Source organism: Mycobacterium sp. 852002-51057_SCH5723018 (assembly GCF_001667035.1).
Classification (GTDB): Bacteria; Actinomycetota; Actinomycetes; order Mycobacteriales; family Mycobacteriaceae; genus Mycobacterium.
Map to the genome: position 1 here is coordinate 24,269 of NZ_LZIR01000073.1, position 23,756 is coordinate 48,024.

24 protein-coding genes and 1 pseudogene are annotated in these 23,756 nt (G+C 68.9%); 12 read left to right on the forward strand and 13 right to left on the reverse strand.

The window, feature by feature from the left end; translation table 11 throughout:
- Nucleotides 1-2 precede the first annotated feature (2 nt).
- Both A5764_RS14910 and A5764_RS14915 read right to left on the reverse strand, forming a co-directional pair.
- Nucleotides 3-4,604: an ATP-dependent helicase gene (locus A5764_RS14910; RefSeq protein ID WP_067114283.1), complete on the reverse strand. Its 4,602-nt coding sequence runs from the start codon at nucleotides 4,602-4,604 to the stop codon at nucleotides 3-5.
- Between the two features lie 43 nt (nucleotides 4,605-4,647).
- Nucleotides 4,648-5,313, reverse strand: a complete 666-nt coding sequence (locus A5764_RS14915) for a TetR/AcrR family transcriptional regulator (RefSeq protein WP_067114284.1) — start codon at nucleotides 5,311-5,313, stop codon at nucleotides 4,648-4,650.
- Nucleotides 5,314-5,609: 296 nt separating this feature from the next.
- Here A5764_RS14915 and A5764_RS14920 point away from each other — a divergent pair, with 296 nt between their 5' ends.
- A complete protein-coding gene (locus A5764_RS14920) occupies nucleotides 5,610-5,993 on the forward strand; it encodes a hypothetical protein (protein WP_067114285.1) in 384 nt (127 codons plus the stop codon).
- A gap of 40 nt (nucleotides 5,994-6,033) precedes the next feature.
- Here the strand turns inward: A5764_RS14920 and usfY are convergent, their stop codons facing one another.
- The 3 genes from usfY to A5764_RS29695 all read right to left on the reverse strand — a co-directional run bounded on the left by usfY (nucleotide 6,034) and on the right by A5764_RS29695 (nucleotide 7,130).
- On the reverse strand, nucleotides 6,034-6,369 hold the full coding sequence (gene usfY / locus A5764_RS14925; protein WP_067114303.1) for a protein UsfY: 336 nt from the start codon (nucleotides 6,367-6,369) through the stop codon (nucleotides 6,034-6,036).
- A gap of 102 nt (nucleotides 6,370-6,471) precedes the next feature.
- Complete coding sequence (locus A5764_RS14930) at nucleotides 6,472-6,852, reverse strand: phage holin family protein (RefSeq protein ID WP_067114286.1); 381 nt, start codon at nucleotides 6,850-6,852, stop codon at nucleotides 6,472-6,474.
- 146 nt (nucleotides 6,853-6,998) lie between these two features.
- Nucleotides 6,999-7,130, reverse strand: coding sequence for a hypothetical protein (locus A5764_RS29695; RefSeq protein ID WP_255361086.1), 132 nt, complete (start codon nucleotides 7,128-7,130; stop codon nucleotides 6,999-7,001).
- A 122-nt stretch (nucleotides 7,131-7,252) separates the two neighbouring features.
- On the opposite strand from A5764_RS29695, the gene A5764_RS14935 reads away from it, so the two are divergent.
- Both A5764_RS14935 and A5764_RS14940 read left to right on the forward strand, forming a co-directional pair.
- Entirely contained in the window at nucleotides 7,253-7,690 is a 438-nt protein-coding gene (locus A5764_RS14935) for an ATP-binding protein (RefSeq protein ID WP_067114287.1), read from the forward strand.
- Nucleotides 7,687-8,475 (forward strand): RNA polymerase sigma factor SigF, encoded by a 789-nt coding sequence (locus A5764_RS14940; RefSeq protein WP_067114288.1) that lies wholly within the window; start codon nucleotides 7,687-7,689, stop codon nucleotides 8,473-8,475. Before A5764_RS14935 ends, A5764_RS14940 begins: the two co-directional genes overlap by 4 nt.
- On the opposite strand, the gene A5764_RS14945 is transcribed toward A5764_RS14940, so the two are convergent.
- The 7 genes from A5764_RS14945 to A5764_RS14975 all read right to left on the reverse strand — a co-directional run bounded on the left by A5764_RS14945 (nucleotide 8,446) and on the right by A5764_RS14975 (nucleotide 15,049).
- Complete coding sequence (locus A5764_RS14945) at nucleotides 8,446-8,862, reverse strand: STAS domain-containing protein (protein ID WP_067114289.1); 417 nt, start codon at nucleotides 8,860-8,862, stop codon at nucleotides 8,446-8,448. The genes A5764_RS14940 and A5764_RS14945 overlap by 30 nt on opposite strands.
- 208 nt (nucleotides 8,863-9,070) lie before the next feature.
- Nucleotides 9,071-10,873 (reverse strand): acetyl/propionyl/methylcrotonyl-CoA carboxylase subunit alpha, encoded by a 1,803-nt coding sequence (locus A5764_RS14950; RefSeq protein ID WP_067114290.1) that lies wholly within the window; start codon nucleotides 10,871-10,873, stop codon nucleotides 9,071-9,073.
- 116 nt (nucleotides 10,874-10,989) lie between these two features.
- On the reverse strand, nucleotides 10,990-11,421 hold the full coding sequence (locus A5764_RS14955; protein ID WP_156664692.1) for a SufE family protein: 432 nt from the start codon (nucleotides 11,419-11,421) through the stop codon (nucleotides 10,990-10,992).
- On the reverse strand, nucleotides 11,421-12,323 hold the full coding sequence (locus A5764_RS14960) for a sulfurtransferase (protein ID WP_067114291.1): 903 nt from the start codon (nucleotides 12,321-12,323) through the stop codon (nucleotides 11,421-11,423). The genes A5764_RS14955 and A5764_RS14960 overlap by 1 nt, the downstream gene beginning before the upstream one ends.
- 137 nt (nucleotides 12,324-12,460) lie before the next feature.
- On the reverse strand, nucleotides 12,461-13,102 hold the full coding sequence (locus A5764_RS14965; protein ID WP_067114292.1) for a nucleoside triphosphate pyrophosphatase: 642 nt from the start codon (nucleotides 13,100-13,102) through the stop codon (nucleotides 12,461-12,463).
- A complete protein-coding gene (locus tag A5764_RS14970; protein WP_067114305.1) occupies nucleotides 13,099-13,332 on the reverse strand; it encodes an acyl-CoA carboxylase subunit epsilon in 234 nt (77 codons plus the stop codon). Before A5764_RS14970 ends, A5764_RS14965 begins: the two co-directional genes overlap by 4 nt.
- Nucleotides 13,333-13,408: 76 nt before the next feature.
- Nucleotides 13,409-15,049 carry an acyl-CoA carboxylase subunit beta gene (locus tag A5764_RS14975; RefSeq protein WP_067114293.1) on the reverse strand — a complete coding sequence of 547 codons (1,641 nt, stop codon included), beginning with the start codon at nucleotides 15,047-15,049 and terminating at the stop codon, nucleotides 13,409-13,411.
- A 50-nt stretch (nucleotides 15,050-15,099) separates the two neighbouring features.
- Here A5764_RS14975 and A5764_RS14980 point away from each other — a divergent pair, with 50 nt between their 5' ends.
- Entirely contained in the window at nucleotides 15,100-15,912 is an 813-nt protein-coding gene (locus tag A5764_RS14980) for a biotin--[acetyl-CoA-carboxylase] ligase (RefSeq protein WP_067114294.1), read from the forward strand.
- A gap of 30 nt (nucleotides 15,913-15,942) precedes the next feature.
- Nucleotides 15,943-16,470 carry a PH domain-containing protein gene (locus A5764_RS14985; protein ID WP_067114295.1) on the forward strand — a complete coding sequence of 176 codons (528 nt, stop codon included), beginning with the start codon at nucleotides 15,943-15,945 and terminating at the stop codon, nucleotides 16,468-16,470.
- Here A5764_RS14985 and A5764_RS14990 read toward each other — a convergent pair.
- Nucleotides 16,416-17,096, reverse strand: a complete 681-nt coding sequence (locus tag A5764_RS14990; protein ID WP_067114296.1) for a GtrA family protein — start codon at nucleotides 17,094-17,096, stop codon at nucleotides 16,416-16,418. The genes A5764_RS14985 and A5764_RS14990 overlap by 55 nt on opposite strands.
- A gap of 98 nt (nucleotides 17,097-17,194) precedes the next feature.
- On the opposite strand from A5764_RS14990, the pseudogene A5764_RS14995 reads away from it, so the two are divergent.
- The 7 genes and pseudogenes from A5764_RS14995 to A5764_RS29405 all read left to right on the forward strand — a co-directional run.
- Nucleotides 17,195-18,444: pseudogene (locus A5764_RS14995) on the forward strand (5-(carboxyamino)imidazole ribonucleotide synthase).
- On the forward strand, nucleotides 18,441-18,956 hold the full coding sequence (gene purE, locus A5764_RS15000; RefSeq protein WP_067114297.1) for a 5-(carboxyamino)imidazole ribonucleotide mutase: 516 nt from the start codon (nucleotides 18,441-18,443) through the stop codon (nucleotides 18,954-18,956). Before A5764_RS14995 ends, purE begins: the two are co-directional and overlap by 4 nt.
- 36 nt (nucleotides 18,957-18,992) lie before the next feature.
- Entirely contained in the window at nucleotides 18,993-20,162 is a 1,170-nt protein-coding gene (locus A5764_RS15005; RefSeq protein ID WP_067114298.1) for an acyl-CoA dehydrogenase, read from the forward strand.
- Nucleotides 20,163-20,384: 222 nt separating this feature from the next.
- Complete coding sequence (locus A5764_RS15010; protein WP_067114299.1) at nucleotides 20,385-21,575, forward strand: PP2C family protein-serine/threonine phosphatase; 1,191 nt, start codon at nucleotides 20,385-20,387, stop codon at nucleotides 21,573-21,575.
- Nucleotides 21,572-23,182 carry a CHASE3 domain-containing protein gene (locus A5764_RS15015; RefSeq protein WP_067114300.1) on the forward strand — a complete coding sequence of 537 codons (1,611 nt, stop codon included), beginning with the start codon at nucleotides 21,572-21,574 and terminating at the stop codon, nucleotides 23,180-23,182. The genes A5764_RS15010 and A5764_RS15015 overlap by 4 nt, the downstream gene beginning before the upstream one ends.
- On the forward strand, nucleotides 23,166-23,606 hold the full coding sequence (locus tag A5764_RS15020) for a response regulator (RefSeq protein WP_067114301.1): 441 nt from the start codon (nucleotides 23,166-23,168) through the stop codon (nucleotides 23,604-23,606). The genes A5764_RS15015 and A5764_RS15020 overlap by 17 nt, the downstream gene beginning before the upstream one ends.
- A 67-nt stretch (nucleotides 23,607-23,673) precedes the next feature.
- A partial coding sequence (locus tag A5764_RS29405) for a hypothetical protein (RefSeq protein ID WP_231989699.1) occupies nucleotides 23,674-23,756 on the forward strand: 83 nt, incomplete at its 3' end.

Genomic DNA, 23,756 nt, shown 5'->3' on the forward strand with positions numbered 1-23,756 from the left:
GCTCACCGCAGCCGCATTCCCCGTGGCGTGCGGGCGAATCCGGCTTCCGATAGCGCCTCGATCACGGGACCCGGGCCGCCGGCGCGCGGCTGCAAGGTCGGCGTGCCGTCGATGCGTTCCACCAGGATCGACTCGACGCGCCGTGCGGTGACCAGCTCGGCCAGCGCCAGGGCCGCGGCGTGGTCGGCCGCCGGGTCGTCGGTGAATGTCAGCAGCGACCGGCCGCCGCGCTCGAGGAACCAGGCGAGCTCGCCGTCCACCAGCGCGACGAGCGCACCCGCCTTGCGGCCGGGCCGGGCCCCGTTGCCTTGCTCGTCGTCGCTCGGGGCGGGCCAGGGCAGGGCGGCGCCGTAGGGGTTGGCCGGGTCGGTGGCGGCCAGGACGACCGCCCGGTAGTGGGGCCGTTCCGGGTCGATTCCATCGGTGAACCCGCGCAGCCGGTCGACGGTGGACGCGACGGCGAATTGGGCGCCCCCCAACGACTCCACGAAGTAGCCGCGCTGGCATCTGCCGGACTCCTCGAAGGTGCTGAGCACCTTGTAGAGCATGGCGAACCCGCCCGGCACGCCCTCGGCCGTCACCGCGCCCCGGGTCAGCACGCCGTGGCGGTTCAACAGCAGCTCGGCCTGGTAGGTGGCGCGCAGGGTGGAATCCGGCTCGGGAGCCGGCAGCGCCGACCATCGCCCGGCCACCGTCGGGTCGGTGCCGCGCGCGGTGGGGTGGGCCAGGTTGTAGCGGCTCAGCCGCGGCGGGCGGTGCGAGCGGTGCGCGGGGGCGGAACGCTTGCGCGCGCCCGCGCCGCCGAGCATGGCGCGGATCGGCGCGAAGGTATCGCCGGTGACCCAGCCGGCCCAGACCAGTTCCCACAGCGCGGCTTTCAGGGCGGCCTCGCCGATCGCGTCGTGGGCGAGCTGGCGGAAGAAGTACGCGCCGCCCCCCGAAAGCGTGTTCAGGATCGCGCGGTGGGCGTCGGTGAAGTCGATCTCGGCGCGACCGGTGAGCGTCAGCGGCGCCGAATCGCTGGGGTGCAGCGCGATCCAGCCGTCGCTGCTCGAGATCGCCCCGCCGCCCGACCAGGTGACCTCGCCGGTCGCGAGCAGCTCGTCGAGCATGGCGGGGGCGTAGTCGCGCACCCGCGGGCTCAGCACCAGCGGTTCGATGGCCGAGGCCGGCATCCGCGCTCCGGCCAGCTGATCGATCACGGACATCAGGCCGTCCAGCCCCGACTGGCCCGGGGAACCGGGTGAGCCCACCCGGTGCCAGGCCGGCAGGAACCGCCCGTACGCGGCGGTGCTCACCGGTTCCACCTGGGCGCGCAGCGCCGCCAGCGAGCGGCGCCGCAGGATGCGCAGCACGTCGGCGTCGCACCACTGCTCGCCTCCGGCCCCGGACACCGGGGGAGCGGCGACGAAGTCGCCCCGCACCAGCCTGCCGTCGGCCGCCAGCCGGCCCAGCACGTCGGCCGTCACCCGCAGCCCCAGCCCGAACCGGGCGGCGGCCTCGGTGGTGGTGAAGGCGGTGTGGGTGCGCGCGTAGCGGCCCAGCAGCTCGCCGAGGGGGTCGGCGACGGCCTCGGTGAAGGCGGCCGGAACGCCCAGCGGAACCGCGGCCCCCACGCCGTCGCGCAGCCGGCCGATGTCTTCGACCGCCACCCACCAGCTGCGGCCGGTGAACGACACCGTCAGCGCGCGCCGGGCGGCGCGCAGGCCCTCCAGCCACCCGCCCACCTCCGCCCCGCCGGCCCGCGCGGCGACCTCCTCTTCGGTCAACGGGCCGAGCAGCCGCAGCAGGTCGGCGACGGCCTCGGCGTCGCGGGCGGCCCGGTCCGCAGACAGGTGCTGCAGCTGGCGGCCCGTCGCGGCGACGACGTCCGGGTCGAGCAGCTCGCGCAGCTCGACCCGGCCCAGCAGCTCGGCCAGCAGGGTGCTGTCCAGCGACAGCGCCGCGGCCCGGCGCTCGGCCAGCGGGGTGTCGCCCTCGTACATGAACGCGCCGACGTAGCCGAACAGCAGGGAGGCCGCGAAGGGCGACGGCCGCGCCGTCTCCGTCTCGAGCACCCGCACCTTGCGCTGGGCGATGCCGGCCATCAGCCCCACCAGGGCGGGGACGTCGTAGACGTCCTGCAGGCATTCGCGGATGGTCTCCAGCACCACCGGGAAGTCGGGGTACTTGCGGGCGACGTCCAGCAGCTGGGCGGCGCGCTGCCGCTGGTGCCACAGCGGCGAACGGCGCCCCGGGTGACGGCGGGGCAGCAGCAGCGCGCGGGCCGCGCATTCGCGGAACCGCGACGCGAACAGCGCCGAACCGCCCACTTCTGCGGTGACGATGGGCTCGATCTCGTCGGCGTCGAACACGAACAATTCCGCGCCGGGAGGCGCGTCTGTGCCGCTCTCGGAAACGGTGTCGGGCAGGCGCACCACGATGCCGTCATCGGAGGCGGTCGGCTTTTCGTCGATGCCGTAGCGTTCGCGCAGCCGCCGCCCCACGGCCAGCGCGAGCGGCCCGTGTACCCGCAGCCCGTACGGCGAGTGCAGGATCACCCGCCAGTCGCCGAGTTCGTCGCGGAACCGCTCGACCAGCAGCGTGGCGTCGGTGGGCACCACCCCGGCGGCTACGCGCTGCTCGTCCAGCAGCCCCCACAGGTTGTCGGTCGCGTAGGCGTCAAAACCCAAACCGGCGCAACGCTTGTCGAATGCCTCGCGGTTCAGCCCGGCGAGCTCGCCGGTGAACGCGCCGAGCGCGGCGCCGAGCGCGGCCGGGCGGCCGGCGTCGTCGCCGCGCCAGAACGGCAGCCGGGCCGGCTGGCCCGGCGCGGGGATCACCAGCACCCGGTCGTGGGTGATCTCGGTGATCCGCCAGCTGGTGGCGCCCAGCGAGATGACGTCACCGGGTCGCGACTCGTAGACCATCTCCTCGTCGAGTTCGCCCACCCGCGAAGGCTTTTCGGAGTCTTCAACGGAAGAAGCGAGGTAGACGGTGAACAGGCCGCGATCGGGGATGGCGCCGCCGGAGGTGACCGCCAGCCGCTGGGCGCCGGGCCGCGCGGTGAGCGTGCCCGTGTCGCGGTCGTAGACCAGTCGCGGTCTCAGCTCGGCGAATTCGGTGGAAGGGTACTTGCCGCTCAAAAAGTCCAGGGTGGCCTCGTACACGCTGCGCGGCAGCGTCGCGAACGGGGCGCTGCGGCGCACCGTGTCGAACCACCGGTCGGCGTCCAGGGGCTCGAGGGCGGCGGCCGCCACGGTCTGCTGCGCCAGAATGTCGAGCGGGTTGGCCGGCACCCGCATCGTCTCGATCTGGCCGGCGAGCATGCGCTGCACGGTGACCGCGCAGCCGATCAGGTCGGTGCGGTGCTTGGGGAACAGCACGCCCTGCGATACCTCGCCGACCTGATGGCCGGCCCGCCCGATGCGTTGCAGCCCGCTGGCCACCGACGGCGGCGCCTCGACCTGGATCACCAGGTCGACCGCGCCCATGTCGATGCCCAACTCCAGGCTCGACGTCGCCACCACCGCCTTGAGCAGGCCACGTTTGAGGTCCTCTTCGACGACCGCGCGCTGCTCCTTGCTGACCGACCCGTGGTGGGCGCGCGCCAGCACCGTCGGCGCGCCGAATGTCTGGCCGCTGCCCAGCAGGTGGGCCGGCGCCCCGCCGGGCACCCCCGGGTTTCCCTCAGACGGCAGGTCGATGCCCGACCGTTCGGCGTGGATTTCGTTGAGCCGGGCGGTCAGCCGTTCGGCCAGTCGCCGCGAGTTGGCGAACACGATGGTCGAGCTGTGCGACTCAATCAGGTCGACCAGGCGCGCTTCCACATCGGGCCAGATGCTGTTGGCCGCCAGGTTGGCCATGTCGGGTACCGGAACCTGCACCGTCAGCTCGAGGGTCTTGGCCGACGGCGGAGCCACGATGGCGGTGGGGGATTGGCCGGACAGGAACCGGGCCAGCTCCTCGGGCGGGCGCACGGTCGCCGACAACCCGATGCGCTGCGCGGGCCGCCCCTCACGCAGCGCATCCAGCCGCTCGAGCGACAGGGCCAAATGGGCGCCGCGCTTGCCGCCCGCGATGGCGTGGATCTCGTCGACGATCACCGTCTGGATCCCGGCCAGGGTCTCGCGCGCGGCCGAGGTCAGCATCAGGAACAGCGACTCGGGGGTGGTGATCAGCACGTCGGGAGGGCGCGCGATGAGCTGGCGGCGCGCCGCGGGCGGGGTGTCCCCGGAGCGCACCCCGACACTGATGTCCGGTGGCGGCAGACCATGGCGCTGCGCGACCCTGGCCAGGCCCGCCAGCGGGGTGCGCAGGTTGCGCTCGACGTCGACGGCCAGCGCCTTTAGCGGTGACACGTAGAGCACCCGCGTGCCGGCCGGTCGTTCCGCCGCGGCGGGCCTCGTGGCCAGCTGGTCGATCGCCCACAGGAACGCCGCGAGCGTCTTCCCGGATCCGGTCGGCGCGATCACCAGGGTGTTGGCGCCCTCGGCGATGGCGTTCCAGGCGTCGGCCTGCGCGGTGGTCGGCGCGGCGAACGTGCTGTCGAACCACTCGCGAGTGATCGCGCTGAACCGGCCCAAGGGGTCAGGGGACGGGTCGGCAGAGGCGCGAGTGCTCACCGCACCATCGTGCCAACGCCCACCGACAAAAACCGGCGGGTTCTCACAGCCTCGCGGTGGCCATCGCGTTGTTCAGCTCCGGCGGAATTTCCGGCACCCGGGAAATGGCGTCCAACAGCGCGTGCGCGCAGGCGTCCGCGAGCCGGTCGGCGTCGGTGGTGGGATCCATGATCCGCTGACGGCAAATCTCAAACGTCAGGGCCAGCCAGCCGTGGATGATCACCCGCAAGTCCCGCTCGACGCGGGGTTCCAGCGCGTCGGTGTCCGGCATCCCACTCACGACCTCGGCGATGCGAGACATGATGTGTTCCATCTGACGGTTCTTGGCCTCATCGTCGATGCCGAGCAGAACCGGGTCGGACCGGCCTAGGCCCACGTAGGCGGCCCACGCGGCCTCGGGGTTTTGCTGGTGGTAGGCCATGTAGGCGAGCACGCCGGCCCGGATCTCCTCGAACATCGTCATGCCGGCCGGCACGGGGTTATTGGTGGCCTCGTACAGCCGGTCGGCCTCGTCCTTGACCACCGCGGCGAAAAACGCCCGCTTGTCGGGGAAGTAGTGGTACATCAGGGCGCGCGAGACCCCCGCGCGCTCGGCGATTTCGTCGATGCGGACCTCGTCGTAGGGGCGCTTCCCAAAGACTTCTGCCCCCAACGCGAGCAGCTCGGCGCGTCGATCCTCCGGGGATAACCGCCTCCTGGCTGTCGGCATGAGACAAATAGTACTCATGTGAAATGAGCCCACTGCCACATTGCGCACAGTCGACCGGCGCGGACCGTTTTCCCGGCGAAATTGACGATGCCGTCTTTTACAGTGGGATGCCCCGACTGCCGTTACCACCGGTCAAAGGCGGTTTACCGCGGTTTGCCCACGGGTATTTCTGCCCATGCGATCTCTCAATTGGGCCAGCACCCGAGGTGGTCGAAAAAATCCGTCGTTGCGCGGTAACTAATGCGACGCAGCGAACGATGAACCAAGCAGCCAGATGCGGGACACGAGGTACGAGGATGCAAAAAGCAGGTGAGCGGTTCCCGGGCGATCGCCTGGGAGAGGAAGACGGCGAGGTGCACGCCGCCATCCGGTTTGCCGTCCTAGCCGCCCTGGCGGGGGTTGGCTTCCTGATACTGGCGGCGCTGTGGGTCAGCACCTGCCCGGGCACGGGCGTCGACACCGTGGCCTGTGGGGCACCCCAGCGGACGATGCTGGCGCTGGGCGGTCCCCTGATCTTGCTGGCCGGGGGGATCTGGGCGTTCCTTCGCACCTACCGCGTCTGGAAGGCCCGCGGCACCTGGTGGGGATGGCACGGCGCGGGGTGGTTTTTGCTGACGCTGATGGTGGTGACGCTCGGCCTGGGCGTTTCCCCGATCGCCGGCCCGGTACTGGCCCTCTGACCGGGCAGCGCTACCGCCGCGAACCGTTTACGCGAACCGTTTAAGAGGGGGTCGGCTGTTTGCTGACGGCCCCGGCGCGCGACGGGCTGTCCGCGTCCGCCACGACCTGCCACTGCTCGTCGATGCGGTTCACTCGGCGATGCTCCACGACGAACCACAGCGCCCCGGCGACCGTCCCGAGCACCGCGACGAGCACCGTCGTCGTGAGCCACTCGTAGTGCCGGTAGGCGGCGGCGGCCGTGGTGCTGATCATCCCGGCCACCGCGACGGCCAGCAGGATGAACCCCGGCCAGTAGAGGTTGTCCTTCATCGTGAAACCGGCGTGCGGTTGCGTGGTCCGGAAATGGTCCGTCGGATCGCGATGCCTGTCGCCCATGACCTGTTCCTCCCTCATCCCTCCGCCGGAGGACGGGATAACAAAATGCTACTCAGTCGGCGGCGCTCGCGGAACTGCGGAACTTTGCCGCTGACCAGCGGGTCAGGCCGAGCGGGCCGTGTCCCGAACGAGCGCCTCGGGCACCGAGATCGCCCCGACCGTGGTCACCAGCCACACCACGATTGTCGCGGCGAGCCAGGACGCGAAGCCGCGGATGGTGAGCCCATGAGTCAATGCCGACGCCAGGCTCAACGCGACGAGGGTCAACACCAGGCCGGTGCCGCCGAGGAGCGGCGATGCATACGCGCGAGGCAGCCTCGAGATCGGCATCGACACCGTCTCCTGCGCGACCGAGAACAACAGCACGGCGACGACGAATCCCAACGCCGTCACCGAAACGCCGGGAACCGCCCAGGCGGCCACCAGCAGCCCGACCGCCCAGGAGGCGAGAAGCACAACCGCCCGCAGCAGAGCCTGCTTCATGGCGATAAGTGTAGGTCTGTTGACCGGCGACGGTTAAGAATCGTCAGCTTTGACCGCGCACCACTTTTTCCGCTGGGTTATCCGCCGCGTCAAGTGGGTATCAGCTCTAGACCATGATGAGTGCGGGAAGGGTTGCGTTAGCGTGGTTACCCCATCATGGGGGACAAGATCACGAAGACACCCACATAGATGCCTACTGCGAGAACGATCAACACGGCCAGCGTGATCCCGGCGATCACCGCGATGCGCCGAAGCCGGCGCGTGCGCAGGTCTGTCATCTCAGGGCCGTCCATATCGGGCGGCATACCCGGCGGCGGTCATGACTAACCCGTTGGGACCGACGGTCGACGGCGGGCTACAGCGCAGTAGTACTGTCAACCAGACATTGCCGGGAGACCAGATGACCGATGCCGGATTCCGCGCGAACAAGCGTCAACGCGGCCACCGCGCCGTCGAGTTGCATGTCGCGGCACGCCTGGAGAACCTGGCGATGCTGCGCACCCTGGTCGGCGCCATCGGCACCTTCGAGGACCTCGATTTCGACGCCGTCGCGGACCTGCGGCTCGCGGTGGACGAAGTGTGCACCCGGTTGATCCGGTCGGCTACGCCGGACGCGACGCTCGTCGTCGTGGTCGACCCGCACGACGACGAATTGGTGGTGGAGGCTTCCGCGGCGTGCGACACCCACGATGTGGTGGCGCCGGGCAGCTTCAGCTGGCATGTGCTGACGTCGCTGGCCGACGACGTTCAGACCTTCCACGACGGTCGCGAACCCAATGAAACCGGCAGCGTTTTCGGCATCACGCTGACCGCGCGACGGGCGGCCGCTAGCCGGTGACCTCGCGAGCCCCCGGTAGTTCGGTCTCGCGGCCGAACGAGTATGCCGACGTTCCGGACATGTTCCGCGAGTTGGCCGGTGTCGCGGCCGACTCGACGGAGTTCCAGCGCCAGCGGGACAAGATCGTGGAGCGGTGCCTGCCGCTGGCCGATCACATCGCCCGCCGGTTCGAGGGCCGGGGCGAACCGCGCGATGACCTGGTTCAGGTAGCGCGGGTCGGCTTGGTCAATGCGGTCGTCCGCTTCGACGTCGAGACCGGCTCGGACTTCGTCTCGTTCGCGGTGCCCACGATCATGGGGGAGGTCCGCCGCCACTTCCGCGACAACAGCTGGTCGGTCAAGGTGCCGCGGCGCCTCAAGGAGCTGCATTTGCGGCTCGGCACCGCGACCGCCGACCTGTCCCAACGCCTCGGCCGGGCACCGACCGCAACCGAACTCGCCTCGGAACTCGGCATGGAACGCGACGAGGTCGTCGAGGGCCTCGTGGCGGGCAGCTCCTACAACACGTTGTCCATCGACACCGGGGGCGGCAGCGACGACGACGACGCGCGCGCCATTGCCGACACCCTGGGCGACGTGGACGCCGGCCTCGACCGCATCGAGGACCGCGAGGCGCTGCGTCCCTTGCTCGAGGCGCTTCCCGAGCGGGAACGAATGGTGTTGGTGCTCAGGTTTTTTGAATCGATGACACAAACGCAGATCGCCGAGCGGGTGGGCATCTCGCAGATGCACGTGTCCCGGCTGTTGGCCAAGTCGCTAGCGCGGCTGCGGGACCAGTTGCAATAGCCGTCGCTGGGCGCCTCGTGCCCTGGTCGGCTTCAGCATCGGCTCCGCGCGCGGCGTCGTCACCGGCAGGGTGCGGTCTGGGTCGCAGATGCGCAACAACCGCGACACCGCCGGGCTGGGCACCATCGCCCACTGCACCTGGGCTCCCGAGCACATCACGTTGATTCGGAGCAGCGCCGAAAAACCGGCCGTGCCAATGAAGTCCAGGTCGCGCAGGTCGACGACCACGCGCCGGGAGTTCATCAGGCTGCGTTGCACGTAGGCCGAGAGCTGGTCGGCGTTGGCGGCGTCGAGCTCACCGTTTACCGTGATCAGCGCCCCCAACGAACTCCACCGCGCGCTGAACTGGGCGGTGCGGCTTTGTTGCCAAGATTGGGCCACAGACATGCGTGACTCCCTCAATAGGAGGATCGTGCTGTGGATGGCGCCAGCAGTAGTGCCGCTAACGGCAGGGAATACACCGACCCCCGCGTCCTTGACGCTATCCGGGCGGCTGTGAACTCAACCTTGTGATGAACCCTACCCGCGGTCAGCCGGGCCTACAACGTTCTCTTGAGTAATTCCCAGGAACGCTGGTCAGGCCGGCCGCCTCGCGTCACTTGATCTCGGCGAGCACCGTGCCCTGCGTGATCGCGGCGCCGGCCTCGACGGCAAGCCCGGTGATGACGCCGTCCTTGTGGGCGGTGACCGGGTTTTCCATCTTCATCGCCTCGAGGACCACCACCAGGTCGCCGGCGGCGACCTCCTGTCCTTCCTCGACCGCGACCTTGACGACCGTGCCCTGCATCGGCGCGGTTACCGCGTCACCGGAGGCCGCCGCTCCCGCGTGCGATCCGCGCTTGCGCGGCTTGGGCTTCTTCCGGATCACCCCGGCTTGGCCGGCGTAGCCGGCTGAACCATCTACCAGCGCCAGGTCGCCCGGCAGCGACACCTCCAGGCGGCGGCCACCGACCTCGACGACCACCTTCTGACGGGGCCGGTTGTCCTCCTCATCGAGGGGCTCGCCGGCGGTGAACGGCTCGACGGTGTTGTTCCACTCGGTCTCGATCCAGCGGGTGTGTACCGAGAAGCCGTTCTCGTCGCCGATGAACGCCGGGTCGGACACCACCGCGCGGTGGAACGGGATCACCGTGGCCAGGCCCTCGACCTCGAACTCGTCCAGGGCCCGCCGCGCCCGGGCCAGCGCCTCGTTGCGGTCGGCGCCGTACACGATCAGCTTGGCCAGCATCGAGTCGAACTGGCCGCCGATCACCGAACCGGTCTCCACGCCCGAATCCAACCGAACCCCGGGACCGGCCGGCGGGTGGAATTTGCTCACCGGCCCGGGGGCGGGCAGGAAGTTACGGCCGGCGTCCTCGCCGTTGATGCGGAATTCGATGGCGTGCCCGCGCGGCGTCGGGTCCTCGGTCAGCTCGAGCCGCTCGCCGTTGGCGATCTTGAACTGCTGCAAAACCAGGTCGATGCCGGCGGTCTCCTCGGTGACCGGGTGCTCGACCTGCAGGCGGGTGTTGACCTCGAGGAAGGAGATCAGGCCGTCCTGACCCACCAGGTACTCGACGGTTCCGGCGCCGTAGTAGTGGGCCTCCTTGCAAATCCGCTTGGCCGACTCGTGGATCTCCTTGCGCTGCGCGTCCGTCAGGAACGGCGCCGGCGCCTCCTCGACCAGCTTCTGGAACCGGCGCTGCAGCGAGCAGTCCCGGGTGCCGGCGACGACGACGTTGCCGTGCTGGTCAGCGATCACCTGCGCCTCGACGTGGCGGGGCTTGTCGAGGTAGCGCTCCACAAAGCACTCACCGCGGCCGAACGCGGACACCGCCTCGCGGACGGCCGACTCGTACAGCTCGGGGATCTCCTCGATGGTGCGGGCCACCTTCATGCCCTTGCCGCCGCCGCCGAAGGCGGCCTTGATCGCGATCGGCACGCCGTACTCCTTGGCGAAGGCCACCACCTCGTCGGCGTCCTTGACCGGGTCAGGGGTGCCGGGTACCAGCGGGGCCTGGGCGCGGGCGGCGATGTGGCGGGCGGTGACCTTGTCGCCCAGGTCGCGGATCGACTGCGGGCTGGGCCCGATCCAGATCAGGCCGGCGTCGAGGACTGCCTGAGCGAAGTCCGCGTTCTCCGACAGGAAGCCGTAGCCGGGGTGGATGGCGTTGGCGCCGGACTTCGCCGCTGCGTCGAGGAGCTTGCCGAAGTCCAGGTAGGACTCCCCGGACGTTTGACCGCCCAGCGCGAACGCCTCGTCGGCCAGGCGCACGTGGGGCGCGTCGGCGTCGGGCTCGGCATACACCGCCACGCTGGGCAGGCCCGCATCGCGGGCCGCGCGGATCACCCGGACTGCGATCTCACCGCGATTGGCGACGAGCACCTTGGAGATCCTCGAGCTGGCGTGACTAGCCACTTCGCCTCCTGTTGGCTGGACGTCTCTTGTCTAAGAGAATTTCTTACAAGTCTTGTCCGGGGAAGTTTATGCGCCGCGCCGTGAGCGCTGATACCCGGTCTCCAATCCGTTTCTGATCACGCCGCCTCGCGTAGCCGCCGCTTGATGCGGGCCAGCATCGCCGACATGCCGCGTAACCGAAGCGGGCTGATCAGAGCGGCCAGACCCAGATCGGTGTAGAAATCCTCGGGCACCGCCAGGATGTCGGCGGCGGGCTGTTCGTCGAGCCCGGCGGCCAGGATCGACGCGAAACCCCGGGTGGTCGGCGCTTCGGCGGGAGCGCTGAAGTGCAGCCGGACCCGGTCCGGGTCGTGGGCGTCGACGTGTAGGAACAGCGGCGACTGGCACTCGGGCACCGGCTCCATCGCCGCCTCTTCCAAATCGGGCGGAAGAGCCGGAAGGTCGTCGGCGAACTCCAGCAGCAGCTTCAGCTTGTCCTGGCCCTGCACTTCGGCGAACTCCGACAACACCTCGGCTAACGGGGCCGGGAGGCCCACGGGAGTGACCATCAGACCGGCACGGCTCCCGGCGCCTGCCCTGGTTCCGAGCCCGCGACGATCGGCACCCGGACGGTGTTTCCCCACTCGGTCCATGAGCCGTCGTAATTGCGCACACCGGGCTTGCCCAGCAAATGCGTGAGCACGAACCAGGTGTGGCTGGACCGCTCGCCGATGCGGCAATAGACGACGGTCTTGTCGTCGGGCTGCAGGAAGCCGTAGAGCTCTTCGAGTTCCTGGCGGCTGCGGAACCGACCGCTTTCGTCGGCCGCCTTGCCCCACGGGATCGACTGGGCGGTGGGGATGTGGCCGGCCCGCAGCGCCCCTTCCTCGGGGTAGTCGGGCATGTGGGTGCGCTTGCCCGTGTACTCGTCGGGCGAGCGGACGTCGATCAGCGGCTGGCTGCCGAGGATCCCCAGCACGTCGTCTTTGAACGCCCGGATGGGCTCGTCGTTGCGCTGCACGACGGGGTAGCCGGTCGACGACCTGGTCGGGACGTCCAGGGTGGTCTCCCGGCGCTCGGCCAGCCACAGGTCGCGCCCGCCGTTGAGCAGGCGCACATCGGGGTGGCCGAACAAGGTGAAGACCCACAACGCGTAGGCCGCCCACCAGTTGCTCTTGTCGCCGTAGATCACCACCGTGTCGTCGCGGGCAATTCCCTTGCTGTCCATCAACTCCGCGAACTGCTCGCCGTTGATGTAGTCGCGGACGCGCGGGTCGTTGAGGTCGGTGTGCCAGTCGATCTTGACCGCGCCGGGGATGTGGCCGACGTCGTAGAGCAACACGTCCTCGTCGGATTCGACGATCACCAGGCCGGGAGCGCCCATGTTGGCCGACAGCCAGTCGGCGGTGACCAGTCGTTCGGGGTGGGCATATTCCGCCAGGGTGGGGCTTGGATCGGGGGGTAATGACACGCCATCGAGCCTACCGCCAGGGCCGCAAGCGGGGCCTTCGGAGTGGGCAAGCCGTTGCTATGCCGCGACACAGAAACGTCTGCGACGACACGCCGGGACGGGTCGCAGCGGATTATGTCTGGCGGGTCCTGGCGGCATCAACCGCCGGCGTTTGCCGCCCACAACGCTGCCACCGACAGCCCGGCCCGCGCCAGCAGCGACCGCAGCAGCGGGAGGCTCACGCCGATCACGTTCGACGGGTCGCCGTCGATGCCGTCGTTGAACCATCCGCCCAGGCCGTCGAGCGTGAACCCGCCCGCCACCTGTAGCGGTTCGCCGTTGCCGACGTAGGCGCGCAGGTCCGCCTCCGCCGGTGCGGCGAAATGCACTGTGGTACAAGCCGATTGGACTTCGCGATGGCTGATATCGCCATCGCTGAGCCGCAGCAGGCAATGGCCGGTGTAGAGCCGGCCGGAGCGGCCGCCCATCAGGCGCCACTGGCTCACGGTGGCGTCGGGCGATCCGGGCTTGCCGCAGAGCCGGCCGTCGACGTAGAGCATCGAATCACAGCCAACGACAACGCAATCCGCCGCGACGCCGTCATCCAGCCGGCTGGCAACCTCGTCGGCCTTGGCTGCAGCCAGCGCGCAGACCACCTCGGCCGGCGAAGCGTCAGACCCCAAGCCCGCGGTGAGCAGATCCTCGTCGACGCCGGACACCACGACCAGCGGATCGACGCCGGCCTGACGCAGCACCTTGAGGCGACCGGGCGAGGCCGAACCCAGGACGAGGCGTGTCACTGCTGCATGTGCACCTTTTGCTGCAGGGTGATCCGCTGGTAGTTCGACATCGCGTAGCGCAGCCTGTCGACGGGCAGGCCCCAGCGGGTGCGCTCGGGCTGGGCGGGCTCGGCGGCGCCGCCGCCGACGCTGCCCAGCACCGCGATCAGCGCGGCCAGCTCCTCGTCGGTCGGCTGCCCCTTTAGGATCTGAATGTGCGGCTCGTGCGGCCGTGGCTTTTCTTCGGTCATCTCACCCCCGTCGCTCACAGCGCTCAATTGTTCGTCTCACTCCCGTCGCTCACTGCGTTCGCTCCGCTCGTTCGACTCACAGCGGAATGTTCCCGTGTTTCTTGGGCGGCAGGTGGGAGATCTTGCGTTCCAGCAACCGCAGCGCCGTGCCAATGTACCCGCGGGTGTACGAGGGCGGGATCACCGCGTCGACGTAGCCACGCTCGGCCGCTACGTAGGGGTTGACCAGGGTGTCCTCGTACTCCTGCTGCAGCTGCAGGCGCAGCGTGTCCACGTCCTCGCCGTTCTTGGCTGCCTCGGCCAGCTGTTGGCGATACACGAAGCCGACCGCGCCGGAGGCGCCCATCACCGCGATCTGGGCGGTCGGCCAGGCCAGGTTGACGTCGCAGCCCATGTCCTTGGAACCCATGACGCAGTAGGCGCCGCCGTAGGCCTTGCGGGTGATGACCGTGATCTTGGGGACGGTTGCCTCGCCATAGGCGAACAGCAGCTTGGCCCCGCGCCGGATGATGCCGTTGTATTCCTGCCCGGTGCCCGGCAGGAAACCCGGGACGTCCACCAGCATGACGATCGGGATGTTGAAGCAGTCGCAGGTGCGCACGAAGCGGGCCGCCTTCTCCGAGGCGTCGATGTCCAGGCAGCCGGCGAAATGGGTCGGCTGGTTTGCCACGATGCCGACCGGCCGGCCCTCGATGCGACCGAACCCGACGACGATGTTCTGCGCGTACCCGGCCTGGATCTCGAGGAACTCGTCCTCGTCGAGGATGCGGGTGATCACCTCGTGCATGTCGTAGGGCTGGTTGGGCGAATCGGGGATCAGGGTGTCCAGCTCGAGGTCCTCGGCGGTGAGGTTTTCCTCGATGGCACCCTCGGGCACCGGCTCGGCGTAGCGGGGCGCGTCGGTGAAGTTGTTGGGCGGCAGGTAGCTGAGCAGCTCGCGCACGTAGTCGAAGGCGTCCTGCTCGCCCGACGCGACGTAGTGCGCCGTGCCCGACTTGGCCATGTGGGTGTGGGCGCCGCCGAGCTCCTCCATGGTGACGTCCTCGCCGGTGACGGTCTTGATGACGTCGGGCCCGGTGATGAACATCTGGCTGGTCTGGTCGACCATGATCACGAAGTCGGTCAGGGCGGGGGAGTAGACGTGCCCGCCGGCGGCGGCGCCCATGATCAGCGAGATCTGCGGGATCACGCCGGAGGCCAGGATGTTGTTGCGGAAGATGCGGCTGTAGAGGCCCAGCGAGACGACGCCCTCTTGGATGCGCGCACCCGCGCCGTCGTTGATGCCGATCAGCGGGCGGCCGGTCTTGATCGCCAGTTCCTGGACCTTGACGATCTTCTCGCCGTAGACCTCGCCGAGGCTGCCTCCGAACACGGTGACGTCCTGGCTGAAGATGCACACGTCGCGGCCGTCGATGGTGCCGTAGCCGGTGACCACGCCGTCGCCGAGGGGCCGGTTCTTCTCCAGCCCGAAGTTGGTGCTGCGGTGCCTGGCCAGCGCGTCGAGTTCGACGAACGAATCCTCGTCGAGCAGGGCGTAGATGCGCTCGCGGGCGGTCAGCTTGCCCTTGGCGTGCACCTTGTCGATGGCGGCCTCGCCGACCGGATGCAGGGACTGTTCTCGCCGCTTGTGCAGTTCGGCCAGCTTGCCCGCGGTGGTGTGGATGTCGATGGTGTGCTCGGCGGCGGGCTCGGCGGTGTGGTCGGTAACGCTCGTCATGGGTCTCGATGGTATCGGCAGCCCTGCCCCCGCTGTTTAGGCTGGGTGGAGTGACGGACCGCGAGTCGCTTCGGCAACCGTTGGATCAGGCCGCGCTGCGCGCCGACCTGATCGGGACCGGGCTGGGCTGGCGCCAGCTCGACGTCGTCGAGCAAACCGGCTCCACCAACGCCGACCTCTTGGCGCGGGCCGCATCGGGCACCGACGTCGCCGGGGCGGTACTGATCGCCGAGCACCAGACCGCCGGTCGGGGGCGGCACGGCCGCGGATGGTCGGCGAGCCCGCGCGCCCAGATCACCATGTCGGTGGGTGTCAGCGTGGTCGATGTCCCGGTGGCCGGGTGGGGCTGGCTGCCGCTGGCCACCGGGGTGGCGGTGCTCGACGCGGTGGCCCCGTTGCTCGACGGGGCCGGGGTTCGGGCGGGCCTCAAGTGGCCCAACGACGTGCTGGCCGGCGGCGGCAAGCTGGCGGGCATCCTCGCCGAGGTCGCCAAGCCGGTGGTGGTAATTGGCTTGGGGCTCAACGTGACTCAGGCCCCTGAGGAGGTCGACGGTCCCGGGGCGACCTCGCTGCTCGACCTTGGGGTGCCCGCGCCTGACCGCGCCCAGCTGGTCCGCGCGCTGCTGCGCGAACTCGGCAGGCGGATCGTGGCCTGGCGGGCCGCGCGGGGGGCCGACTGGGCGCTGGCCGCCGACTACCGGGCACGCAGTCTGACGATCGGGTCGCAGGTGCACGCCTACCTGCCCGGCGGCAAGGAACTCGTAGGCACCGCGGGTGGCATCGACGACCACGGCCGGCTTTATGTGGAGACCGGGGGACAAACCGCCGTGATTTCGGCCGGTGACGTGGTGCATTTGCGCTAGCCCGGGGCCGCCGCGAGCTATGGTCGCGAGGTGAGCTATCCCGATAACGCCCTGGCCGCGGGCGAACACGTGGTGCTGCACCGCCATCCGCACTGGAAGCGGCTGATCTGGCCCGTCGTGGTGCTCATCCTGGCAACCGCGCTAGCCGCCTTCGGGTCCGGCTACCTCAATTCCACGCACTGGGAGCAGGTCGCCAAAAACATCATCTACGGCGTCATCTGGGGCATCTGGCTGGTGATCGTCGGCTGGCTAACGCTGTGGCCGTTTTTGAACTGGCTCACCACGCATTTCGTCGTCACCAGCCGGCGGGTGATGTTTCGGCATGGGGTGCTGACCCGCAGCGGCATCGACATCCCGCTGGCGCGGATTAACAGCGTGGAATTCCGGGACAAGCTGTCCGAGCGGATGTTTCGCACCGGGACGCTGATTATCGAGTCGGCGTCACAAGATCCGTTGGAGTTCTACAACATTCCGCGACTGCGCGAGGTGCACTCGCTGCTGTATCACGAGGTTTTCGACACCCTCGGTTCCGCTGGGCCCGACGCGTTGCCGAGCTGAGCACCCTTGCTCGCCCGATTGCGCCAGGCGCGCAACAGCGTGACGTTGCCGTCTTCCAAGCCGCCCTCGTAGGCGTCCTCGAAGACCTCGGCAATGCCGCCGGCGGTAAGCGCGGATTCCAGCGCCTTGTCGGGGTTGCGGGCGAACTCGTCGGGAAACACCCAGCGCCGGAACGCCCAGAAGCGGAATGCCATCTGCAGCAGGTTGCCGATGATGTAGGCCGAGATGAAGTCGGCGATGTTTTCCATGGTCAGCGACACCATCGGCTCGCGCAGCTGCAGGACGTAGCTGGAGACCCACAGCGGCGCCATGGAGAGGAGCACGCCCACGCCGCTGAACGCGAAAAACAGCAGCGCCTCGTGATGGCGCTCGCGGCCGCCGCGATCGCGGAAGCTCCACTCGCGGTTCAAGACGTAGGACGCGATGACCGCGACGATGCCCGCGATCACCTTTGCCGTCACCGGCTTGGGCTCGAGAATCGTCAGCTTGAGCGTGTAGAAAATTGCCGAGTCGATGATGAATGTGGTGCCGCCGACGATCGCGAATTTGATCAGCTCATGGTGGCGCAGCAAATAGGGCTGAATGACCTGGGGCAGGCGCACAATCATGGCATCGGCGAAGGACACAACACGTCAGTGTACGGACGCACGCGAAAACGGCGCAAAATGGTACATAACGATTGGGCGTCTTGGCCGGTCAACACGCGGCCTGGCGCCGTGACACCATGATGGCCGTGCCGAAGACCCGAACCCCCGTAGTCGCCATGGTTGGCGGCGGTCAGCTGGCGCGCATGACCCATCAGGCCGCGATCGCGTTGGGGCAGACGCTGCGGGTGCTGGCCACCGCCCCCGACGAATCCGCGGCGCAGGTCAGCCCCGACGTGGTGATCGGCTCGCACACCGATCTCGAAGACCTACGCCGGGTTGCGGCCGGAGCCACCGTCCTGACCTTCGACCACGAGCACGTCCCGACCGAGCTGCTGGAGAAGCTGGTCGCCGAAGGCGTCAACGTGGCGCCCCCTCCGGAGGCGCTGGTGCACGCCCAGGACAAGCTCGTGATGCGCCGTCGGCTCGAGGCCCTGGGCGCCCCGGTGCCCCGCTACACGGCTATCCGAACCCTCGACGAGCTCGACGACTTCGCGCAGCGCATAGCCGGCCCGGTGGTCGTCAAAGCGGTGCGCGGCGGCTACGACGGTCGCGGGGTGCGGATGGCCCGTGACCCTTCGCACGCCCGCGAGATTGCGGCCAGCTTCCTGGCCGATGGGGTGCCGGTGATGGCCGAGGAACAGGTGAGCCTGCGCCGCGAGCTATCGGCGCTGGTGGCACGCTCGCCCTTCGGCCAGGGCGCGGCCTGGCCGGTGGTCGAGACAGTGCAGAAAGACGGGATCTGCGTGCAGGTGGTCGCGCCCGCGCCCGGGCTGTCCGCCAAGGTCGCCGCCGCCGCCCAGCGGCTGGCGTTGCGGTTGGCCGCCGAACTCGGCGTCGTCGGCGTGCTCGCGGTCGAGCTGTTCGAGACGACCGACGGCGACCTCCTCGTCAACGAGCTGGCGATGCGGCCCCACAACTCCGGGCACTGGACCGTGGACGGGGCGCGCACCAGCCAGTTCGAACAGCACCTGCGCGCGGTGCTGGACTATCCGCTCGGCGACACCGACGCCATCGCGCCGGTGACGGTGATGGCCAACGTGCTGGGCGCCCGGCACGAGCCGGCGATGAGCGTCGACGAGAGGCTGCACCACCTGTTCGGGCGAATGCCGGACGCGCTCGTCCACCTGTACGGCAAGGCCGAACGACCCGGCCGAAAGATCGGCCACATCAACTTCGTCGGCTCCGACATGGCCGAGCTGGCGGCACTGCGTGAACGCGCCGAGCTGGCGGCACACTGGTTGTCGCACGGGCAGTGGACGGACGGATGGGACCCGCATGACGCGCCGGCGACGATGCAGGGCGAAGCAATGAGGAGCGGCGCAGATGAATAGCAACCCTCGCGTCGGGGTGATCATGGGCAGCGACAGCGACTGGTCGGTGATGGCCGACGCCGCCGAGGCGCTGGCCGAGTTCGACATACCGACCGAGGTCCGGGTGGTTTCGGCGCACCGTACGCCGCAGATCATGTTCGACTACGCGCGCGGCGCGGCCGGCCGCGGCCTCGAGGTGATCATCGCCGGTGCCGGCGGCGCCGCGCACCTGCCCGGAATGGTCGCCTCCGCGACGCCGCTGCCGGTGATCGGGGTGCCGGTCCCGCTGGGACGCCTGGACGGCCTGGATTCCCTGCTGTCGATCGTGCAGATGCCGGCCGGCGTCCCGGTGGCTACGGTCTCCATCGGCGGCGCCCGCAACGCGGGCCTGCTGGCCGTGCGCATGCTGGCCTCGTCCGACGCGGCGCTGCGGGCGCGGATCGTGGCGTTCCAGGAGCAGCTGGCCGACAGCGTGCGGGTCAAGGATGCGGCGCTGCAAGAGCGCCGGGGTAAAGTTACCGGCCAGTAGCCGGGTGAACCGGCAGAGCACAGTAGGAGGCTCAAGATGGCTGGATGGGCCGGAAACCCGTCGTTTGATTTGTTCCAACTGCCCGAGGAACACCGGGAGCTGCGGGCCGCGATCCGCGCGCTGGCGGAGAAGGAGATCGCCCCGTACGCGGCCGACGTGGACGAGAACGCGCGGTTCCCGCAGGAGGCGCTCGAGGCGCTGAACGCCTCGGGCTTCAACGCCGTGCACGTGCCCGAGGAGTACGGCGGGCAGGGCGCGGACTCGGTCGCGGCGTGCATCGTCATCGAAGAAGTGGCACGCGTCGATGCTTCCGCCTCGTTGATCCCCGCCGTCAACAAGCTGGGCACCATGGGCCTGATCCTGCGCGGTTCGGAGGAACTCAAGAAGCAGGTGCTGCCGTCGCTCGCCGACGGGTCGGCGATGGCGTCCTACGCGCTGAGCGAGCGCGAGGCCGGCAGTGACGCGGCGTCCATGCGGACCCGGGCCAAGGCCGACGGGGACGACTGGATACTCAACGGCGCCAAGTGCTGGATCACCAACGGCGGCAAGTCGAGCTGGTACACGGTGATGGCGGTGACCGACCCGGACAAGGGCGCCAACGGCATCTCGTCGTTCATGGTGCACAAGGACGACGAGGGGTTCGCCGTCGGACCGAAGGAAAAGAAGCTGGGGATCAAGGGCTCGCCGACCACCGAGCTGTACTTCGAGAACTGCCGCATCCCCGGGGACCGGATCATCGGCGAGCCGGGCACCGGCTTCAAGACCGCGCTGGCGACGCTGGACCACACTCGCCCCACCATCGGCGCGCAGGCCGTGGGCATCGCCCAGGGCGCGGTGGACGCGGCCATCGCCTACACCAAGGACCGCAAGCAGTTCGGCGAGTCGATCAGCAGCTTCCAGGCCGTGCAGTTCATGCTGGCCGACATGGCGATGAAGGTCGAGGCCGCGCGGATGATGGTGTACCAGGCGGCCGCGCGCGCCGAGCGTGGCGAATCCAACCTCGGCTTCATCTCGGCGGCGTCGAAGTGCTTCGCCTCCGACGTGGCGATGGAGGTCACCACCGACGCCGTGCAGCTGTTCGGCGGCGCCGGCTACACCACCGACTTCCCCGTCGAGCGGATGATGCGCGACGCCAAGATCACCCAGATTTATGAGGGCACCAATCAGATTCAGCGCGTGGTGATGTCGCGGGCGCTGTTGCGCTGATCGTTTGTGCCGTGCAGCGGCGGGGCCCATTGGGAAAGCTCGGTGGCACCGCATAGGATCTCCGACGGCAACCCTCAGGGTTAGAGCCACACGTAAAGTCGGTAAAAAGGCACCGGCTATCTGGTCCGACCATCGGTGCAGTGCACAGCGTCTTACCGCGGCCAGGGGGTCTGTTGTGAGGAACATGGCTTCCCGGGTGCGTCCGCGGCTGACCGGGAATTGATGCCCGTGCGTCCTCCAGTTACCCCGGCGGCGCAGTGGCGGTCGCTGTCGTTGCTGCTGGTCGAGGACGACCGCGCCGACGCGGTGCTGGTCGAAGACCTGATCTCCGATGCGGTCGCCGACATCCGGGTGATCTGGGCGCAGTCGATGGCGCACGCCGAGCGCGAGCTCGCCTCGGCCCGGCCCGACTGCGTCCTGCTGGACCTCAACCTGCCCGACGCCAACGGGATGGACGCCTTGGCCCGCATCGCCAAACGCGACGCCGCCGTCCCGATCGTCGTGCTGACCGGGCTCAACGACGAATACTTTGGGGCGTCCGCGGTGGCGGCCGGCGCGCAGGACTATCTGGTCAAGGGCCGCGTCGAACCCGAAATGCTGCGGCGCGCAGTGTTTTATGCGATCGAGCGCAAGCGGGCCGAGCTCATCTCCGCCGACCTGCACGCCAGCCGGCTTCGGGCCCGCGAGAACGCGCTGCTGGAACGCGGCCTATTGCCCTCGCCGCTGCTGCTCGACGATCCCGGCGTCGACATCGTCGCCCGTTACCGGCCCAGCCGCGAGGACGCACTGCTGTGCGGTGACTTCTATGACGTCATCCAGACACCCGACCGGGTGGTCCATGTCCTGATCGGCGACGTCGCCGGGCACGGGCCGCACGAGGCGGCCCTGGGCGCGGCGCTGCGGATCGCGTTTCGCGCCCTCACTTTCGCCGGCGTGCACGGCGTCGAACTGATGCGGCAGCTTGAACAGGTGCTGCACTCCGAATGGACCGGCGCGGGCATCTTCGCGACGGTGCTCAGCCTCGAGATCCAACCCGACAGCCCGCGCATCACCGCCGTGCGTGCCGGCCATCCCGGGATGTTGCTGCAAAACGGCGGCGGCGTGGAGTGGGTCGAGCCGCCGGCCGGGCCGGCGCTGGGGCTGCGAGCCGACGACTGGCCGCGCCACGAGCTGGAATTGTCCGCGGGTCAGGGGCTGCTGCTGCTGACCGACGGGCTATTCGAGGGATATTCGGGGGAGGGCACCCGACGCCTGGGCGAGGACGGGCTGCTCGCGCTGGCCCGGTCGCACGCGCACCTGCCGGGTCCGGCGTTCGTCGACGCGCTGATCGACGGCGCCCAGCGACTCGCGGAGCCGCGCGGGGGGCTCACCGACGACATCGCGGTGCTGCGCGTCGAGCGGACGACGGCATGACGCCGGCGTTGCGCCCGCCGCGCCTGTCGGAGCTCACCGTGCGCGGATGGCAAGCCCTGCTGCTGTCCACCATGGGCGTGATGGTGCTCGCCGGTGCCGTGGTCGGGGCCCTGCTGCTGAACCGCACCGACGAAATGTCGCGCGGGCTGACCGACAACATCCAGCCGGCGCGCGTGGCGGCCTTCCAGCTGCAGTCGGCGGTGCGGGACCAGGAAACGGGAGTGCGCGGCTACCTGATCACCGCCGATCGGCAGTTCCTGACCCCGTACTACGACGGGCAGCACGAGGAGCGGACGGCGGCCGATGACATCCGCAGGCGGCTGGGCCAGCGCGCAGACCTGATCGCCGACCTCGACGCGATCGAGAACGCCGCCGCCCGGTGGCGGTCGAACTATGCCGAGCCCGCGATCGACAGCGTGGCGCCGGCCGGCCGCAACGTCACCAACCGGCCCGCCACGGAACACGGCAAAGCCGAATTCGACCACCTGCGTGCGCTTTTCGACACACAAAACGCGAACCTGGACGCGGCCTGGACGCACGGGACCAACGATCTCAAACACACCGATGCGTGGCGGGACCGAGTGCTGGGCGCGATGGTGGTGCTGTTCTTCTGCACGGCCGCGTCGATGGGTCTCTTGATGCGCGACGCGGTCACCCGCCCGCTGGCCGCGTTGGCCGCGTCGTGCCGGCGGATCACCAACGGCAATTTCGGCGAAAGGATCTCGCCGCCCAAGCGGCCCAAAGACATTCGCAAGATGGCAATCGACGTGGAGAACATGCGGGAACGGCTCGTCGAAGAGCTCGACGTATCACATTCGGCCAGAACGCTTTTGGATGAGCAGGCGCTGGAGTTGCGACGGTCGAACGCCGAACTCGAGCAGTTCGCCTACGTCGCATCGCACGATCTGCAGGAACCCCTGCGCAAGGTCGCCTCGTTCTGCCAGCTGCTGGAGAAGCGATACGGCGACAAGCTCGATGGGCGCGGCATCGAATACATCGGATACGCGGTCGACGGGGCCAAGCGCATGCAGGTGCTGATCAACGACCTGCTCACCTTCTCCCGCGTCGGCCGGCTAGGCACCCTGCAGACCGAGGTCGATCTCGGCAAGGCGCTGGACGACGGTCTGGCCAACCTCGCCACCGCCATCGAGGAAGCGGACGCCGAGATCGTGCGCCCGGAGCGGCCGCTCCCGGAAATCATCGGTGATCCCACGCTGCTGACGATGCTGTGGCAGAACCTGGTCGGCAACGCGGTGAAGTTCCGGCACAAGGATCGCCCGCCCCGCATCGTCATCGACTGCGAACGGCGCGAGGGCGACCCGGACAGCGAATGGCTGTTCAGTGTGTCGGACAACGGCATTGGCATCGCCGCGGAGTTCGCCGACAAGGTCTTCGTCATCTTCCAGCGGCTGCACGGCCGCGAGGTGTACTCCGGAACGGGCATGGGCCTTGCCGTGTGCAAAAAGATCGTCGAGCAGCACGGCGGCACCATCTGGCTCGACACGACCTACACCGACGGCACCCGGTTTCAGTTCACGTTGCCGATCCCCGTTGCGGTAGCAACCCCAGCCACTTCGGAAGGAGCCACGAATGACATCGGCCGGTAGAGCGATCGAGATCCTGCTCGTCGAAGACGATCCCGGTGACGAGCTGATCACCCGGGAAGCGTTCGAGCACAACAAGCTCAAGAACAACCTGCACGTCGCGCACGACGGGGAGGAGGGCTTGGACTTCCTCTACCAGCGCGGCGCCTACCAGGGCGCGCCCAGGCCCGATCTCATCCTGCTCGACCTGAATCTGCCGAAATACGATGGCCGCCAATTGCTCGAAAAGATCAAGTCCGACTCGGACCTGGCTCGCATCCCCGTCGTCGTGCTCACCACCTCCTCGGCGGAGGAGGACATCCTGCGCAGCTACGAACTGCACGCCAATGCGTACGTCACCAAGCCGGTCGACCTCGACCAGTTCATGAGCGCGGTCCGCCAGATCGACGAGTTCTTCGTTCAGGTGGTGCGGCTTCCGGGCGTTTAGCACGCCGGCCCAGCCCGGTACGGATCGACGGCCGAAACTTGTCGTAGGTGGCTGCGATGATGACGTTATGTCCTCGATCGCATCGTCTGCCGCGGTGTTGAGTCCTGCTGAGCGTGTTGAGGTGTTGTTCGAGGAGTTGGCGGAGTTGGC

Excerpts from the sequence above, each read along its gene's own strand:
- A5764_RS14915 (WP_067114284.1), bottom strand. The coding sequence starts at position 5,313 with ATGCCGACAGCCAGGAGGCGGTTATCCCCGGAGGATCGACGCGCCGAG.
- A5764_RS14920 (WP_067114285.1), top strand. The coding sequence starts at position 5,610 with ATGCAAAAAGCAGGTGAGCGGTTCCCGGGCGATCGCCTGGGAGAGGAA.
- usfY (WP_067114303.1), bottom strand. The coding sequence starts at position 6,369 with ATGGGCGACAGGCATCGCGATCCGACGGACCATTTCCGGACCACGCAA.
- A5764_RS14930 (WP_067114286.1), bottom strand. The coding sequence starts at position 6,852 with ATGAAGCAGGCTCTGCTGCGGGCGGTTGTGCTTCTCGCCTCCTGGGCG.
- A5764_RS29695 (WP_255361086.1), bottom strand. The coding sequence starts at position 7,130 with ATGACAGACCTGCGCACGCGCCGGCTTCGGCGCATCGCGGTGATCGCC.
- A5764_RS14935 (WP_067114287.1), top strand. The coding sequence starts at position 7,253 with ATGACCGATGCCGGATTCCGCGCGAACAAGCGTCAACGCGGCCACCGC.
- A5764_RS14945 (WP_067114289.1), bottom strand. The coding sequence starts at position 8,862 with ATGTCTGTGGCCCAATCTTGGCAACAAAGCCGCACCGCCCAGTTCAGC.
- A5764_RS14955 (WP_156664692.1), bottom strand. The coding sequence starts at position 11,421 with ATGGTCACTCCCGTGGGCCTCCCGGCCCCGTTAGCCGAGGTGTTGTCG.
- A5764_RS14970 (WP_067114305.1), bottom strand. The coding sequence starts at position 13,332 with ATGACCGAAGAAAAGCCACGGCCGCACGAGCCGCACATTCAGATCCTA.
- A5764_RS14975 (WP_067114293.1), bottom strand. The coding sequence starts at position 15,049 with ATGACGAGCGTTACCGACCACACCGCCGAGCCCGCCGCCGAGCACACC.
- purE (WP_067114297.1), top strand. The coding sequence starts at position 18,441 with ATGAATAGCAACCCTCGCGTCGGGGTGATCATGGGCAGCGACAGCGAC.
- A5764_RS15005 (WP_067114298.1), top strand. The coding sequence starts at position 18,993 with ATGGCTGGATGGGCCGGAAACCCGTCGTTTGATTTGTTCCAACTGCCC.
- A5764_RS15010 (WP_067114299.1), top strand. The coding sequence starts at position 20,385 with ATGCCCGTGCGTCCTCCAGTTACCCCGGCGGCGCAGTGGCGGTCGCTG.
- A5764_RS15015 (WP_067114300.1), top strand. The coding sequence starts at position 21,572 with ATGACGCCGGCGTTGCGCCCGCCGCGCCTGTCGGAGCTCACCGTGCGC.
- A5764_RS15020 (WP_067114301.1), top strand. The coding sequence starts at position 23,166 with ATGACATCGGCCGGTAGAGCGATCGAGATCCTGCTCGTCGAAGACGAT.